At 45.2% G+C, this 12,877-nt stretch carries 14 protein-coding genes; 12 read left to right on the top strand and 2 right to left on the bottom strand.

Annotated elements, in window-relative coordinates:
• Positions 1 to 437 (top strand): transposase (locus BLS49_RS23740; RefSeq protein ID WP_175471527.1); only part of this gene is annotated, 437 nt, incomplete at its 5' end.
• Positions 438 to 867: 430 nt separating this feature from the next.
• Here the strand turns inward: BLS49_RS23740 and BLS49_RS23735 are convergent.
• Entirely contained in the window at positions 868 to 1,248 is a 381-nt protein-coding gene (locus tag BLS49_RS23735; protein WP_091236496.1) for a VOC family protein, read from the bottom strand.
• Positions 1,249 to 1,519: 271 nt separating this feature from the next.
• Between BLS49_RS23735 and BLS49_RS23730 the strand changes: the two genes are divergently transcribed.
• The 11 genes from BLS49_RS23730 to BLS49_RS23680 all read left to right on the top strand — a co-directional run bounded on the left by BLS49_RS23730 (position 1,520) and on the right by BLS49_RS23680 (position 12,307).
• Positions 1,520 to 2,644, top strand: coding sequence for an ABC transporter substrate-binding protein (locus BLS49_RS23730; protein ID WP_091236490.1), 1,125 nt, complete (start codon positions 1,520 to 1,522; stop codon positions 2,642 to 2,644).
• Positions 2,645 to 2,722: 78 nt separating this feature from the next.
• The gene (locus BLS49_RS23725; protein WP_091236486.1) at positions 2,723 to 3,643 is read left to right on the top strand and encodes an ABC transporter permease; all 921 of its coding nucleotides are present in this window, start codon (positions 2,723 to 2,725) and stop codon (positions 3,641 to 3,643) included.
• Complete coding sequence (locus BLS49_RS23720) at positions 3,643 to 4,449, top strand: ABC transporter permease (protein ID WP_091236483.1); 807 nt, start codon at positions 3,643 to 3,645, stop codon at positions 4,447 to 4,449. Before BLS49_RS23725 ends, BLS49_RS23720 begins: the two co-directional genes overlap by 1 nt.
• Positions 4,449 to 5,492, top strand: a complete 1,044-nt coding sequence (locus tag BLS49_RS23715; RefSeq protein WP_091236481.1) for an ABC transporter ATP-binding protein — start codon at positions 4,449 to 4,451, stop codon at positions 5,490 to 5,492. Before BLS49_RS23720 ends, BLS49_RS23715 begins: the two co-directional genes overlap by 1 nt.
• Positions 5,493 to 5,495: 3 nt before the next feature.
• A complete protein-coding gene (locus tag BLS49_RS23710; RefSeq protein WP_091236479.1) occupies positions 5,496 to 6,281 on the top strand; it encodes a DeoR/GlpR family DNA-binding transcription regulator in 786 nt (261 codons plus the stop codon).
• 14 nt (positions 6,282 to 6,295) lie between these two features.
• Positions 6,296 to 7,117 (top strand): alkaline phosphatase family protein, encoded by an 822-nt coding sequence (locus BLS49_RS23705; RefSeq protein ID WP_091236477.1) that lies wholly within the window; start codon positions 6,296 to 6,298, stop codon positions 7,115 to 7,117.
• Positions 7,118 to 7,137: 20 nt separating this feature from the next.
• Positions 7,138 to 8,136 carry a PHP domain-containing protein gene (locus BLS49_RS23700; protein ID WP_091236475.1) on the top strand — a complete coding sequence of 333 codons (999 nt, stop codon included), beginning with the start codon at positions 7,138 to 7,140 and terminating at the stop codon, positions 8,134 to 8,136.
• Positions 8,137 to 8,445: 309 nt separating this feature from the next.
• Positions 8,446 to 9,495 carry a sulfonate ABC transporter substrate-binding protein gene (locus BLS49_RS23695; protein ID WP_091236472.1) on the top strand — a complete coding sequence of 350 codons (1,050 nt, stop codon included), beginning with the start codon at positions 8,446 to 8,448 and terminating at the stop codon, positions 9,493 to 9,495.
• Positions 9,496 to 9,526: 31 nt separating this feature from the next.
• The gene (gene ssuD, locus BLS49_RS23690; RefSeq protein ID WP_091236471.1) at positions 9,527 to 10,672 is read left to right on the top strand and encodes an FMNH2-dependent alkanesulfonate monooxygenase; all 1,146 of its coding nucleotides are present in this window, start codon (positions 9,527 to 9,529) and stop codon (positions 10,670 to 10,672) included.
• A gap of 16 nt (positions 10,673 to 10,688) precedes the next feature.
• Positions 10,689 to 11,486: an aliphatic sulfonate ABC transporter permease SsuC gene (gene ssuC, locus BLS49_RS23685; RefSeq protein ID WP_175471526.1), complete on the top strand. Its 798-nt coding sequence runs from the start codon at positions 10,689 to 10,691 to the stop codon at positions 11,484 to 11,486.
• Entirely contained in the window at positions 11,435 to 12,307 is an 873-nt protein-coding gene (locus BLS49_RS23680) for an ATP-binding cassette domain-containing protein (RefSeq protein ID WP_091236469.1), read from the top strand. Before ssuC ends, BLS49_RS23680 begins: the two co-directional genes overlap by 52 nt.
• Positions 12,308 to 12,598: 291 nt before the next feature.
• Here the strand turns inward: BLS49_RS23680 and BLS49_RS25875 are convergent, their stop codons facing one another.
• A complete protein-coding gene (locus BLS49_RS25875) occupies positions 12,599 to 12,841 on the bottom strand; it encodes an integrase core domain-containing protein (protein WP_425432184.1) in 243 nt (80 codons plus the stop codon).
• Between the last annotated feature and the right edge of the window lie 36 nt (positions 12,842 to 12,877).

Raw genomic sequence — 12,877 nt, 5'->3', positions numbered from 1 at the left:
TCCGGATTCAGCACAAAACAGAAGTCATTGAAGATCTAAAGACGATTTACACCGCTGCAGACTACGAACTGGCGCTGGCTGCGTTTGATACGGTGAAGGCCAAGTGGGGCAAGCTGTACCCGAAGGAAATGCAGTCCTGGGAGGAACAACTGTCCACGTTACTGACGTTCTACAAGTACCCGGCGCTGATCAAGGAGGCGATCTACACCTCCAATCCGATTGAGCGGATGAACAAGGAAATTCGTAAACGTCTGAAGCCGATGAACAGCCTCACCAATATGGATGCGGCAGAGAAGATTGTCTACCTCGACGTGATAGACTACAATGAACGTTTTAGCGAACGTGTCATTCGTGGCTTCGGTGATCTGGAGGTAAAGAAGAAACTAAATGAGATGTTTGAAGCACGATATCCAGTGCGGGAGACAGAAGAAAAGTAGCCTAATTCCCTTGTTCTTTGGGGGGGGGTTCCCCCGCCCCAAAGAACACCCACACCGACTAACGAACACCCGAGAAGTTACTCTCTACTCTTTTACACAAACTTCTTGACGCTACCGCTTTACACAAACAAGGCCTGCACATTTGCAGGAATTTCTGAAATTCCGCATCATGACATCCCGCAAACTCATTGCCGAATACATCCTGTTCTGCAACATAGAGCGGCTCCAAAATAAACTCGGCGACCTCTCCCCGGTGGATTACCGGGAATCGATCGCCGCATAACTCAAAGACTTTTATACTGTCTACATGACGGGGCTATGACCAGATAGTCGTACCTGCCGGTTATGCACATATGTAATAAAGGTGTTCCAAGCACATCTTGCGGCATTTGGAGCACCTTTTTTGATCGTCATATTATCGTAGTATCTCTTATTTCTTCTCCAAAACAGCAAAGTAATTTCCTTCGTCATCCGCGAAGTTAAACACCTTACCCATAGGCAAATCTACAAGCTCGCCAACTGTAATGCCCTTCTCAGTGAACTCTGCATATAGCCGTTCAACATCATCAGCAAAAAACATTAATGAAGGTGTGCCTAGATTTAACTCTGGCGACATTTTAGCGACCAGCTCTTTATTGTGCAGCACCAATGTGGTTGCTGATTGTGCCGCAGGTGCAATTTCTATAGAGCGCATGCCCTGACCGTGATCTTCTTCCGCAATGACAACAAAGCCAGCTTTTTCTGTCCAAAATGAAACGGCTCCTGCTTGATCGTTGACATACAGCATAACTTGTCCAAGTTTTTGAATGATATAGACCACTCCTTCATGGGGATATTAGTTCCATTGTATACCAATTACACGCGAATTACTAAAATTCAAAATATTCAGTATTCAGTGGCCTTGATTCTTAACACTCCCTTTACCCTCCATATACGAAACCCACTTCTTTTACCCGCTTTTAATAAACGTAATCAATTTAGTTAATCCCGCGGAAATAGTCACTACCTATACTTTAAGTGGGTTGAAAACAACGTGAATACACAATAAACCCACAATAATCCACAGGGAGTGCGAAAAAAACATGAAATACTGGTTAAAGAAAGAATTAGCACTGGGTCTTGTTCTCTGCTTATTTGTTTTGATGCTGGCAGCTTGTGGAGGTTCAGACAGCAAAGAGGCAGCTGCAAATGGAAATGCGAGTACAAATGCTGCGGAAGAAGAGATATCTGTAGCGGATTTAGAGAAGAGGGCAAAGGAAGAAGGATCTGTCGTAAGTGTCGGAATGCCGGATTCCTGGGCGAACTGGAAAGATACATGGGAGGATCTGCAAAGCAAGTATTCTCTTGCACACACAGACACTGATATGTCGAGTGCAGAGGAGATCGCCAAGTTTGAGGCAGAGAAAGACAAGCCAACTGCTGATATTGGTGATGTAGGTATTGCGTTTGGTCCGGTAGCTGTTGAGAAGGGTGTAACACAAGCCTACAAAACCTCTTACTGGGGAGAAATTCCTGACTGGGCTAAGGATAGTGATGGACATTGGATCGTAGGTTATCAGGGCTCCATTTCATTCTTTACGAACACGCAGCTTGTTCAATCGGTACCTCAAAGCTGGGAGGATCTGAAGAACGGTGACTACAAAATTATCGTTGGTGATGTAACAAAGGCAGCCCAAGCTCAAATGGCGGTATTGGCTGCTGCGATTGCTTTTGGTGGAGATGAATCGAATATCGAGCCGGGTATTGCTTACTTCGAGGAGCTTGCCAAGAAGGGCCGTCTATCCAATGCAGAAGCTTCACTTGCAAATATTGAGAAGGGTGAAGTTCAAGTAACGCTGTTATGGGACTTTAATGCTCTTAACTATAAAGATCAATTAGGTTCAGATAAATTTAGTGTAGCTATTCCTAAAGAGGGCAGCGTCGTAAGTGGTTATGCCACTATTATTAACAAATATGCACCACATCCAAATGCGGCAAAGCTGGCACGTGAATACATTTTAAGCGACGAAGGTCAGATTAATCTTGCTAAAGGCTATGCCAGACCGATTCGCGAAAGCGTAAAGCTTCCTGAAGATGTAGCTGCCAAGCTTCTGCCTGCTGATGCGTATACAAATGTTAAACCAGTTAGTGATTATAAGGTATGGGAAGAAACAGCTAAAACTTTGCCACAGCTCTGGCAGGAACGTGTTCTTGTGCACATGAACTAATGAGATAAACGTAAGCGAGAAGTGGCGTCTCGTCCCTGCACGATGGCGCCTCTTTTTATAAGAAGGAGAGTGAAAGACGTGAAGCGAAGAAAACGATGGTTTTTACTAGGGCTGGTTCCCTTTGTAATGATGATCGTAGCGTTTCAATTAGCTCCAATCCTGTCAATGCTGACGGGAAGTATTAGTCAGGGAGACGGTTCAGGTTTTACGTTTGGTTATTATTCTAGAATTCTACAAAGCGATTATTATCTCAAGGCTATCAAGAATAGCTTGCTGATTTCGATTTTTTCTAGTGTGATTGGGATTGTTGTAGGACTTATTTGTGCATACTCGATTACGCGATTCTCTCCAAAGATGAGGGATCGGCTATTAATGCTGTCTAATATGACATCGAATTTTGCCGGTGTTCCGCTTGCTTTTGCTTATATCATTCTGCTGGGTAGTAATGGGGTATTTACTTTGCTATTTAAGCAATGGGGCTGGAGCGTGTTCGCCGATTTCAATTTATATAGCTGGACCGGGCTTGTTTTGGTATACGTGTATTTTCAGGTTCCGCTTGCTTTATTGCTGCTATACCCTTCTTTTTACGGGATTCGTGAGCAGTGGAAAGAAGCGGCTTCTCTGCTGGGAGCGAGTAAGTGGCAGTTTTGGAGAACGATCGGTATTCCTGTGCTAACGCCAGCTGTATTTGGGACGATGGGAATTTTATTCGCTAACGGTATGGGTGCTTATGCAACAGCGTATGCCTTAGTTGGAGGTAATTACAATTTGCTTGCTGTACGGATTGGCTCCTTAGTGTCGGGGGATGTGGTGAATGAGCCGCAGCTTGGCAATGCACTTGCAGTTATTTTAGCTTTGTCGACACTGCTCGCTGTGTATCTTAATCATAAGATGACCCAGCGTTCTCATATGTTTCAATCGAACGGGATGTCACCAAAAGCAAGCGGTTGGAGGAAATTTTACAAGCTTAAGGCCTCGGCAGTGAAGGAGGAACTGTAGTGAAGACTGAGACGAAAAAAGCAGGCTGGGGACATCGGTCACTTATGCTCATCTTAATGATTTATTTGCTCCTTCCTTTGCTTGCTACGTTTATATATGCATTCGCTAAGGAATGGCAGGCGACGATCCTTCCGGAGAGCTGGACATTGGAATGGTTCAAGGAGATGTTTCTAGACGTTCGCTTCTTGGAAGCACTTTGGACTTCGCTGTATCTTTGCATAATTAGTGTCGTGCTCAGTCTGGTTGTTATGCTTCCTGCTGTGTTCATCATTACGGTTTACTTGCCCAAGCTAGAGACATTTATGAAGGGGATCGTTGTACTTCCCTATGCTGTACCTGGTGTTGTTGCAGCGGTTGGACTTATTCGCGCTTATTCCTCAGGGCCGATCAATATTACAGGAACAGCCTATATTTTGATCGGGGCTTATTTCATTATAATTTTGCCTTACATGTATCAAGGGATACGTAATAGCCTGCTTACTGTGTCAGCAGTTGAGCTGCTCAATTCCGCGGAGATGCTGGGAGCTAGTCGCTATAAAGCGTTCGTTACGGTTATTTTGCCTAATATATGGCCTGGCGTTGTCACCTCGACATTACTATCTTTTTCAGTGCTTTTTGGAGAATTTGTATTAACAAATATGTTAGTTGGAGGGCATATCCAGACGATCCAGGTTTATCTGTATCAAAGGGTGAACGAAAGTGGGCATTTGGCCAGTGCAATTGCGATTTCCTACTTTGTATTTATTTTAGTGCTGTCTATGATTCTAATGAAGCTCGGTAAAAAAGTGAACAAGGGGATATCATGATGAAACCGTATCTGAAACTGGAAGGCATCCGTAAGCAATTTGGTGATACAACGGTACTGAATAATGTGAATTTGGATATCCGTGAGGGGGATCTCGTAACGTTGCTAGGGCCTTCAGGTTGTGGAAAAAGCACGCTGCTGCGCTGTATCGCAGGCCTGACGGATCTGGATGGCGGACAGATTTGGCTGGATAGTAAGGATATTGTGAGCTTGCCGCCCCGTAATCGAGAGATCGGTATGGTATTCCAATCGTACGCTTTATTCCCGAACCTAACGGTTAGTGAAAATATTCAATACGGGATGAAAATGAGAGGAGCTTCCAGGGAAGCCAGATGCAAACGATCTGATGAATTGCTGGAGCTTATTGATCTGGGAGATAAGCGTGATGCTTATCCGCAGCATCTTTCAGGAGGACAGCAGCAGCGTGTAGCGCTTGCACGTTCACTTGCTGTTCAGCCCAAGGTTCTATTGCTGGATGAGCCGCTTAGCGCTTTGGATGCGAAAATTCGCAAAAACCTGCGAACGGAAATCCGGGATATTCAGAAAAAATTCAATATGACAACCATTTTTGTGACCCATGATCAGGAGGAGGCGTTGATCTTGTCCGATCGGGTATGTCTGATGAATAAAGGAAGGATCGTTCAGCAAGGTACTCCGGAAGAGCTCTACACAGCTCCAAGAACAGAGTTTGTCGCTCAGTTTATGGGTAGCTATAATGTGTTGACCCGACCTGAGGTATTGCGGCTGTTTGGAGGAATGATTAGTGATGCTGAGAGCTTCGCCATTCGTCCTGAAGCACTTGTACTTATGGATGAGCGCGCACGAATCGAGGGTGAATATGCAGGCAAGCAGATCGTTGATGGCACAATCGGTTCAGTTTCTATTCTAGGCAACATTATTCGTTATGTAATAAATGCTGCGGGAGTAAGTCTGACGGTAGATATTCTTAATGACGGTCGATCCTTGCGACTGGGAGAACAAGCCTCTGTAAGCTTGGCTCTGGATGCTTCCCAGCTTCTGCAGCTTGAGAGGGAAGGAGCTTAAAGCTTGTCAATTTCGTCAGAAGAACGCAAAAGAGTGATCATGGAGCAATTAAAACAGCAGGGTCAAGTCAAGGTACCTGAATTATCAATTACATTTGCTGTTTCGGAGGAGACAGTTCGCCGCGATCTTTTAATATTGGAAAAGGAAGGGTTAGCTAAAAGGGTATATGGTGGAGCCGTTCTGATGAAGCCGACCAGCTTCGAGCCACCTTATTTGCAGCGTCAAAAGGTAAAGTCGGAGGAGAAGGAGCGAATTGGCCGCTTGGCAGCCGAGCTGATCGAATCCGGTGACACCATTGCCATCGATGTTGGCACTACGACGCTTGAGCTGGCTAAGGCCATCGCTGGGCGGGAACGACTGACGATTCTGACGAACTCTCTTGCAGTTGCCTATCATTTAATGGAGTCGTTGAACAGCGGCAGGTTCTCCGGGAAGATTTTTGTAGTCGGCGGGGAATTGAATCCAGAGCAGCAGTCCATGTCAGGTACGCTTGGAGAACGTGTAATCTCGCAGTTTCGGGTAGACAAGGCTTTTATATCCATCGGGGGAATATCCCTGAACCGCGGAATTAGCGATTACGATCTGAACGAGACTGGAATGTCTCGCAGGATGGTGGAGGCAGCTTACCAAACAATCGTGTTAGCAGATGAGTCCAAGCTGGATAAAGAAGCGTTTGTCGAAATTGTACCACTAAGAAAGATTCACACTATTGTTAGTGATGTTGCTCCACCGAAGGAGTGGCTGCAGATGCTTAGAAGCAATCATATCCAATGGATCGAAGCAAAGTAAAAGGGGAGAGTATAATGTCGGAAACAGCTTCAAAGCTAGTAGTTGTTGTCTTGGATGGATTAAGATACGATTCCGCACGCAAGTTTTTGGGTTATATGGAGCACCTTGTCGAGCAAGGTGAGGTCACCTGCTACCAGGTTCAATCCCAACTGCCCAGCCTCTCGCGTCCACTCTATGAAGTATTGCTTACCGGCACACCAGTAGCGAGAAATGGTATTACGGCCAATCATATCGCAAGGCTTAGTCATGAGCAGAGTGTATTTCATATCGCTCGCGAAGCTGGGTTAAGAACTGCTGCTGCCGCTTATCATTGGGTAAGTGAGCTATACAACACCGCTCCTTTTAATCCGATAACAGACCGACATCAGCATGATGATAGCAAACCGATCCAGCATGGCATTTTCTATTTTGAGGATCATTATCCAGACAGCCATCTGTTTATAGATGCCGAGTATTTACGGACAGCTTTTGATCCGCATTTTCTATATATACATTCTATGAATATCGACGATATGGGGCATAAGCACGGAGGAGAAAGTAAGCAATATGAAGGTTCTGTACGTGCAATCGATGGCATGCTCGCGACCTTGGTGCCGTTATGGAGATCACAGGGTTATCATGTTATCGTTACATCTGACCATGGAATGAATGCCATGGGACAGCATGGTGGGACAGAGCCTGAGGAACGGAACGTCCCGCTTTACATATTTGGTGAGACACCGATCCCTTCTTCCATGTTGGGCAATTCGCAGGTCTTATCACAGCTTAATTTTGCTCCGTTAATGTGTCATTATCTTGGAATCGAGCCTTCAGAAGCTATGCTGAAATGGGATTAAAGCAAGGGGGATATAACTTAGTGAAGGTTGATATGCATTTTCATCTAGAGGAAGGCCCGTATTCGTTGCGCTGGTTATTACGCACTATGCAGGCGTTGACTTCTACGGAATCTACGCCGGATTTATCAGCAGGCCATCATACGCTTCAATTTGCAGAGAAAATGTCGCAGCTGTTATCTAGCAGAATGCAGCAGGGCTGCTATAGCGAAGAGTGGCTTGATCGGTATTTAACGACTGGACGCGAACGTGGCATTGAACATTTTGGTGTAGTGGATCATTTATATCGTTTTCGGGAATGTCGATCATATTACGAGAAGCATATGCTGCTTGATGATAGTCCTGTAGGGAGGCTGCAGCGTACTTGGCTGGATCAGGTCTGTGTGGCTTCATTATCCGATTTTGTCAGCTTCGTAACTGAAGCGAAAAAATCTCGTCCAGATTTGGCACTTGGGATTGAGGCTGATTTTTTTCCTGGAGGTGAAGCAGAGCTCGGACAAATGTTATCGGGGTACGATTGGGATTACGTTATTGGATCAGTTCATTTCCTAGATGGATGGGGTTTTGATAATCCGGAGGCGAAGGCTGAATTTAATGATAGAGATCCCGTTGAAACTTATGTGAATTATTACGAGCTATTGCGACAAGCCTGTGTATCAGGACTGTTCGATATTATCGCCCATCCGGACAATCTGAAGGTATTTGGTTTCCGTCCACACGATGAGCGGGAGCTGCTTCCGTATTACCGGAGAATTGCTGAGGAGATGGTGCATAGCGGTGTCATTACAGAGATTAATACTGGTCTGGCTTATCGATACCCGATAGCAGAGAGCTGTCCAAGTCCATTGTTCCTGTCTGTGCTGGCTGAATATCGGGTTCCACTTACTTTATCTTCAGATGCTCACTTTCCGGATGACATCGGCATGCTGCTGGATACTGCGAGAGCTGCTGCGGAGGCTGCAGGTTATACAGAACTGGCCGTATTCAGGAAAGGCGAACGAATAATGGTACCGATAAAATAATGGATAAAGGACATTTTTCTGTACAGTTACTCACTCGTATATATTTCAAAAATGAAAAGCAAAAATTAAATTTATATATCTATTGACACCATTTTATGGCAATGTTAATATTCAATTAATCCAAGTTGTTTAGTATGAATAATTGGATTGTTCAATAAAATAGCCGACTTAACCGGACAACCGGAGGGTCTCTCTAATCGACTATATACAGCTAATCTATTTATTTACGCTGTGCTGTCGATCAGGGAGACCCTTGTGTTTTTTTAAGGTTATTAAGGGGTTTGCAAATGATAATGGGAGTTGAAGCGTATGAAGCAGAGAAAAGAAAAATGGGACGTTAAGTGGGTTGTAGGATTGATATTACTAGTGTCACTGGTGCTTACAGCTTGCGGCAATGGAAATAGTGCAAGTAACAGCAAAGGCAGTAATAGCAGCAATTCGAATACTAGTGAGACAAAGGTGGAGACACCTTCATCAGCCTCGCCTTCAGAGACAAGAGATATTACGATCCGAATCGGTTATCAGAAATATGGAACGATTAATATTCTTAAGGCTGACGGTTCATTGGATAAGCGGTTGGCTGACGAGCGAAACATCAAGATTGAGTGGACGGAATTTCCTGGCGGTCCACAGCTGTTAGAGGCTCTAAATGTAGGTAGTATCGATATTGGACATACCGGTGAAGCTCCGCCGATTTTTGCACAGGCTGCAGGAGCGCCATTAGTGTATTTGGCTCATGAGCCAGCGAGTCCCAAGAGTGAAGGAATTATCGTGCCGAAGGATTCGCCGATTCAGAGCGTTGCTGATTTGAAGGGGAAGACGATCGTATTAAATAAAGGATCTAACGTGCATTATCTATTGGTCAAACAGCTTGAAAAGCACGGTGTTTCATATAAAGACGTAACGGTAAAATATTTACCTCCTGCTGATGGACGTGCTGCTTTTGAAAAAGGTAGTGCAGATGCCTGGGTGATATGGGACCCATTCCTGGCTGCAGCTGAGACAGCTACTGGTGGTAGAGTGCTGGCAGATGGTGAAGGTGTCGTATCCAATCATGAGTTTTATTTGGCGACCCGTGAGTTTGCTGAGAAATACCCTGATCTGGTTAATATTTTGTTGGAGGAAGCAGACAAGATCGATGCATGGTCGAAGGAGCATCCACAGGAGCTGGCCGAGAAGCTGTCACCACAATTAGGAATTGATGTAGAATCCCTTGTACTTGCAGCAGAACGCCGAAATTATGGTGTTCAGTCCATAGATGCTGAGCTGATTAAAGCACAGCAAGCCATTGCGGATACCTTCCTGGATTTGGAATTAATTCCGAAGAAGCTGGATATTAATGATGCCATTTTAAAATAACGATTTCAGGAATATTAGGAGGCGAGGAATTATGAAGGTTTTTTGGTTCATTCCGACGCATGGAGATGGTCGCTACCTTGGCACAAGCGAAGGTGCGCGGACTGTAGATCTTCAATATATGCAGCAAATTGCAGTGGCGGCCGATCGGTTAGGTTATGAAGGAGTATTGATTCCGACGGGGACTTCCTGCGAAGATCCTTGGGTCGTTGCCTCGGCATTAGTTCCTGCAACAGAGAGACTGAAATTCCTTGTCGCATTACGTCCAGGACTTACATCCCCTACACTTGCTGCGCGGATGGCGTCTACGCTTGACCGCATTTCAGGTGGAAGGCTTCTGTTAAATGTTGTAGCTGGAGGCGACCCGGTAGAGTTAGCAGGAGATGGGTTGTTTCTGAATCACACCTCGCGCTATGAATTGACGAGTGAATTTTTGGAGGTATGGCGTAGAGAGGTATCTGGAGAAAACGTGGATTTTAACGGTAAACATATCCGTGTGGAAGGTGGCCATATTTTATATCCAAGTATTCAACAGCCGCATCCACCATTATGGTTCGGGGGTTCCTCCGCAGCAGGTCATAAGGTTGCAGCAGAACACGCAGAGGTATACCTGACTTGGGGGGAGCCGCCTGCTGAGATAGCGAAAAAAATTGCAGAAATGCGTCAGTTGGCAGAGCAGCAAGGACGTCAGATTAAATTTGGCATCAGGCTTCATGTTATCGTTCGTGAGACAGAGGAGGAAGCATGGGAAGCAGCCAACCATCTGATTCGTCATTTAGATGACGAGACAATTGCGGCAGCCCAAAAAATCTTTAACCGCTTTGACTCCGTCGGTCAGAAACGGATGGCAACTCTGCATAGTGGAAGCAGGGACAATTTAGAGATTAGTCCGAACCTATGGGCGGGTATTGGTCTGGTTCGCGGGGGCGCAGGTACGGCGCTCGTTGGAAGCCCTGAGATCGTTACCGAGCGTATGAAAGAATATGCTGATTTAGGGATTGAGACGTTTATTTTCTCAGGATATCCTCATTTGGAGGAGGCGTACCGTGTGGCTGATCTATTGTTCCCTCTATTACCATTGGATGAAAGAATCGAGACGGTAGGGCCCACTTCTATAAGTCCATTTGGCGAAATTATCGCAAACAACGTTCGTCCAACACCAAAGGCATCAGCACATTAAGAAAGGAATAGATCGTATGCTGAAGAAAAGTTGGCACAGCAAGGCTCTGCCTTGGTATATTCCTTTATTCATCCTCATTGTATGGCAGGTGCTGGGAAGTGTTGGAATCATATCAGATCGAACATTGCCATCGCCGTTAGAGGTTTTTCAAGCGGGCTGGGAATTAACAACGAACGGGAAATTATTCGAAGCGATTGGTATCAGTACATGGAGAGCTTTGATTGGTTTCGTAATTGGCGGGCTGCTGGGGTTTGCTTTTGGTCTGTTAAACGGAGTTATTCCATTGTGTGAGAAGCTGACCGATTCAACGATCCAAATGATACGGAATGTACCGCACTTAGCTATGATCCCGCTTGTTATCGCTTGGTTTGGTATTGGTGAAGAGGGGAGAATCTTCCTTGTTGCACTTGGGGTATTGTTTCCTATATACATTAACACCTTGCATGGCATTCGTTCTGTAGATCCTAGTCTGATTGAAATGGGAAAAGTGTATGGTCTGCGTCATTGGCAGTTATACCGTAAAGTCATTTTACCAGGCGCACTTCCTTCAATTTTGGTAGGGTTCCGATTTGCATTAGGGATCATGTGGCTGACACTCATCGTAGCAGAGACGATTGCGGCAAATTCCGGGATTGGATATATGGCGATGAATGCTCGGGAATTTTTCCAGCTGGATGTTGTCGTACTGAGCATATTGTTGTATGCGCTGCTCGGCAAGCTGTCTGATCTGTTGGCAAAAGGACTTGAGAGGAGGTGGCTGAAATGGCATCCGCATTTCGCCAAGGAAGGGCTGCAGGAATCGCAAATACAATAAGTAATGATGAAGTTTATGATCGTTATCCTGAAGTAAGTTCATCAAAGCAATTCAATGGAATTTCGATTGAGCTGGAGGCTGTCTCCAAGCAATTTGGACATAAGAAAGTGCTTGAAGACATTCATATATCCCTTGAACCTGGAAGCTTCGTAGCTATTGTTGGACGAAGCGGCTGCGGAAAAAGCACATTGTTGCGTTTGCTGTCAGGGCTGGATCAAGTGAGTAGTGGCTCCCTAAAATTGCAGGATAAAGAGGTTAAGGGAGTTCACCATGATACGAGATTTATGTTTCAGGACGCTCGTTTGTTGCCATGGAATACGGTACTGGACAATGTGAAGCTGGGCTTAACAGGAGTTCACTCGGCCGAAGCACATCGAAGAGCATTTGAAGCATTGAAGCTGGTAGGTCTTGAAGATCGTGCAGAAGAATGGCCATCTGTATTGTCTGGTGGGCAGCGTCAGCGTGTTGCATTAGCTCGGGCATTAGTGGGAAACCCTCATTTATTGCTGTTTGATGAACCGCTGGGCGCGCTTGATGCATTGACTAGAATTGAAATGCAGAGGCTTATCGAGGATTTGTGGGAGCAGCGAGGGTTTACTGCGATCATGGTAACCCATGACGTGAGTGAGGCGGTAAGCTTAACGGACCGGGTTATATTGATTGAAAATGGGAAAATTGCCCTGGATATTAAAATAACTTTACCACGACCACGGATTAGAGACGCAGGATTTGCACATTTTGAACAAGTGATATTGGATCGTGTACTTACGCCGGATCACCGGGCTGAGGCAAGATCTACTGCATCTTTGTATGATATATAAGCAGTAGAATAAGAGGCTGTCCCAAAAGTTATCTAAGATAACTTTGAGGGACACTTCTTTTTTTGCAGTGGAAAGGCAAAATATCAGTAAGAGCATGTAAAAATACAGTTTTTTAAAAGTAGCCAAGAAAGAATGAACAAAAGCGTGCAAAAATGCAGGAATATGGTTCAGAATAGACTAGTTTGAAGAGAATCCTTAGAGAATGCCTGCACATTCGGCTAGGCCCCCTTAAATCGGAGTCCTGCCCTACAATGTTTATGAATTCACAGGATTGCTCCTTATTCTGCCGTATCACACCGCTCTATGAAAGGCAGAGGTGTCTTCTAGCGTCCTTACCCACGTCGAAAACTGCATGGGGGACATTCGTCTTAAGCTGCCGTGAATTTTTCGGTTGTTGTAAAAGTCCATGTATTGGTCTAGCGCCTCGTAAGCTTCATCAAGGGTCATAAAGTCCCTTCGGCTAAACAGATGGCGTTCCAGAACGCTGTGAAATGACTCAATGTAGGCGTTCATATTGGGGGACCGGGGTGGAATACGCTCATGTATAAGATCTAAGCTTTCACAGGTATC

Source organism: Fontibacillus panacisegetis (genome assembly GCF_900102215.1).
GTDB classification, from domain to species: domain Bacteria; phylum Bacillota; class Bacilli; order Paenibacillales; family Paenibacillaceae; genus Fontibacillus; species Fontibacillus panacisegetis.
This window is presented reverse-complemented; position numbering and strand designations above follow the sequence as displayed.

Bases quoted from the DNA above. Each gene is read 5' to 3' on its own strand.
- BLS49_RS23705 (WP_091236477.1), top strand. From the start codon at position 6,296: ATGTCGGAAACAGCTTCAAAGCTAGTAGTTGTTGTCTTGGATGGATTA.
- BLS49_RS23695 (WP_091236472.1), top strand. From the start codon at position 8,446: ATGAAGCAGAGAAAAGAAAAATGGGACGTTAAGTGGGTTGTAGGATTG.
- ssuC (WP_175471526.1), top strand. From the start codon at position 10,689: ATGCTGAAGAAAAGTTGGCACAGCAAGGCTCTGCCTTGGTATATTCCT.
- BLS49_RS23715 (WP_091236481.1), top strand. From the start codon at position 4,449: ATGAAACCGTATCTGAAACTGGAAGGCATCCGTAAGCAATTTGGTGAT.
- BLS49_RS23680 (WP_091236469.1), top strand. From the start codon at position 11,435: ATGGCATCCGCATTTCGCCAAGGAAGGGCTGCAGGAATCGCAAATACA.
- ssuD (WP_091236471.1), top strand. From the start codon at position 9,527: ATGAAGGTTTTTTGGTTCATTCCGACGCATGGAGATGGTCGCTACCTT.
- BLS49_RS23730 (WP_091236490.1), top strand. From the start codon at position 1,520: ATGAAATACTGGTTAAAGAAAGAATTAGCACTGGGTCTTGTTCTCTGC.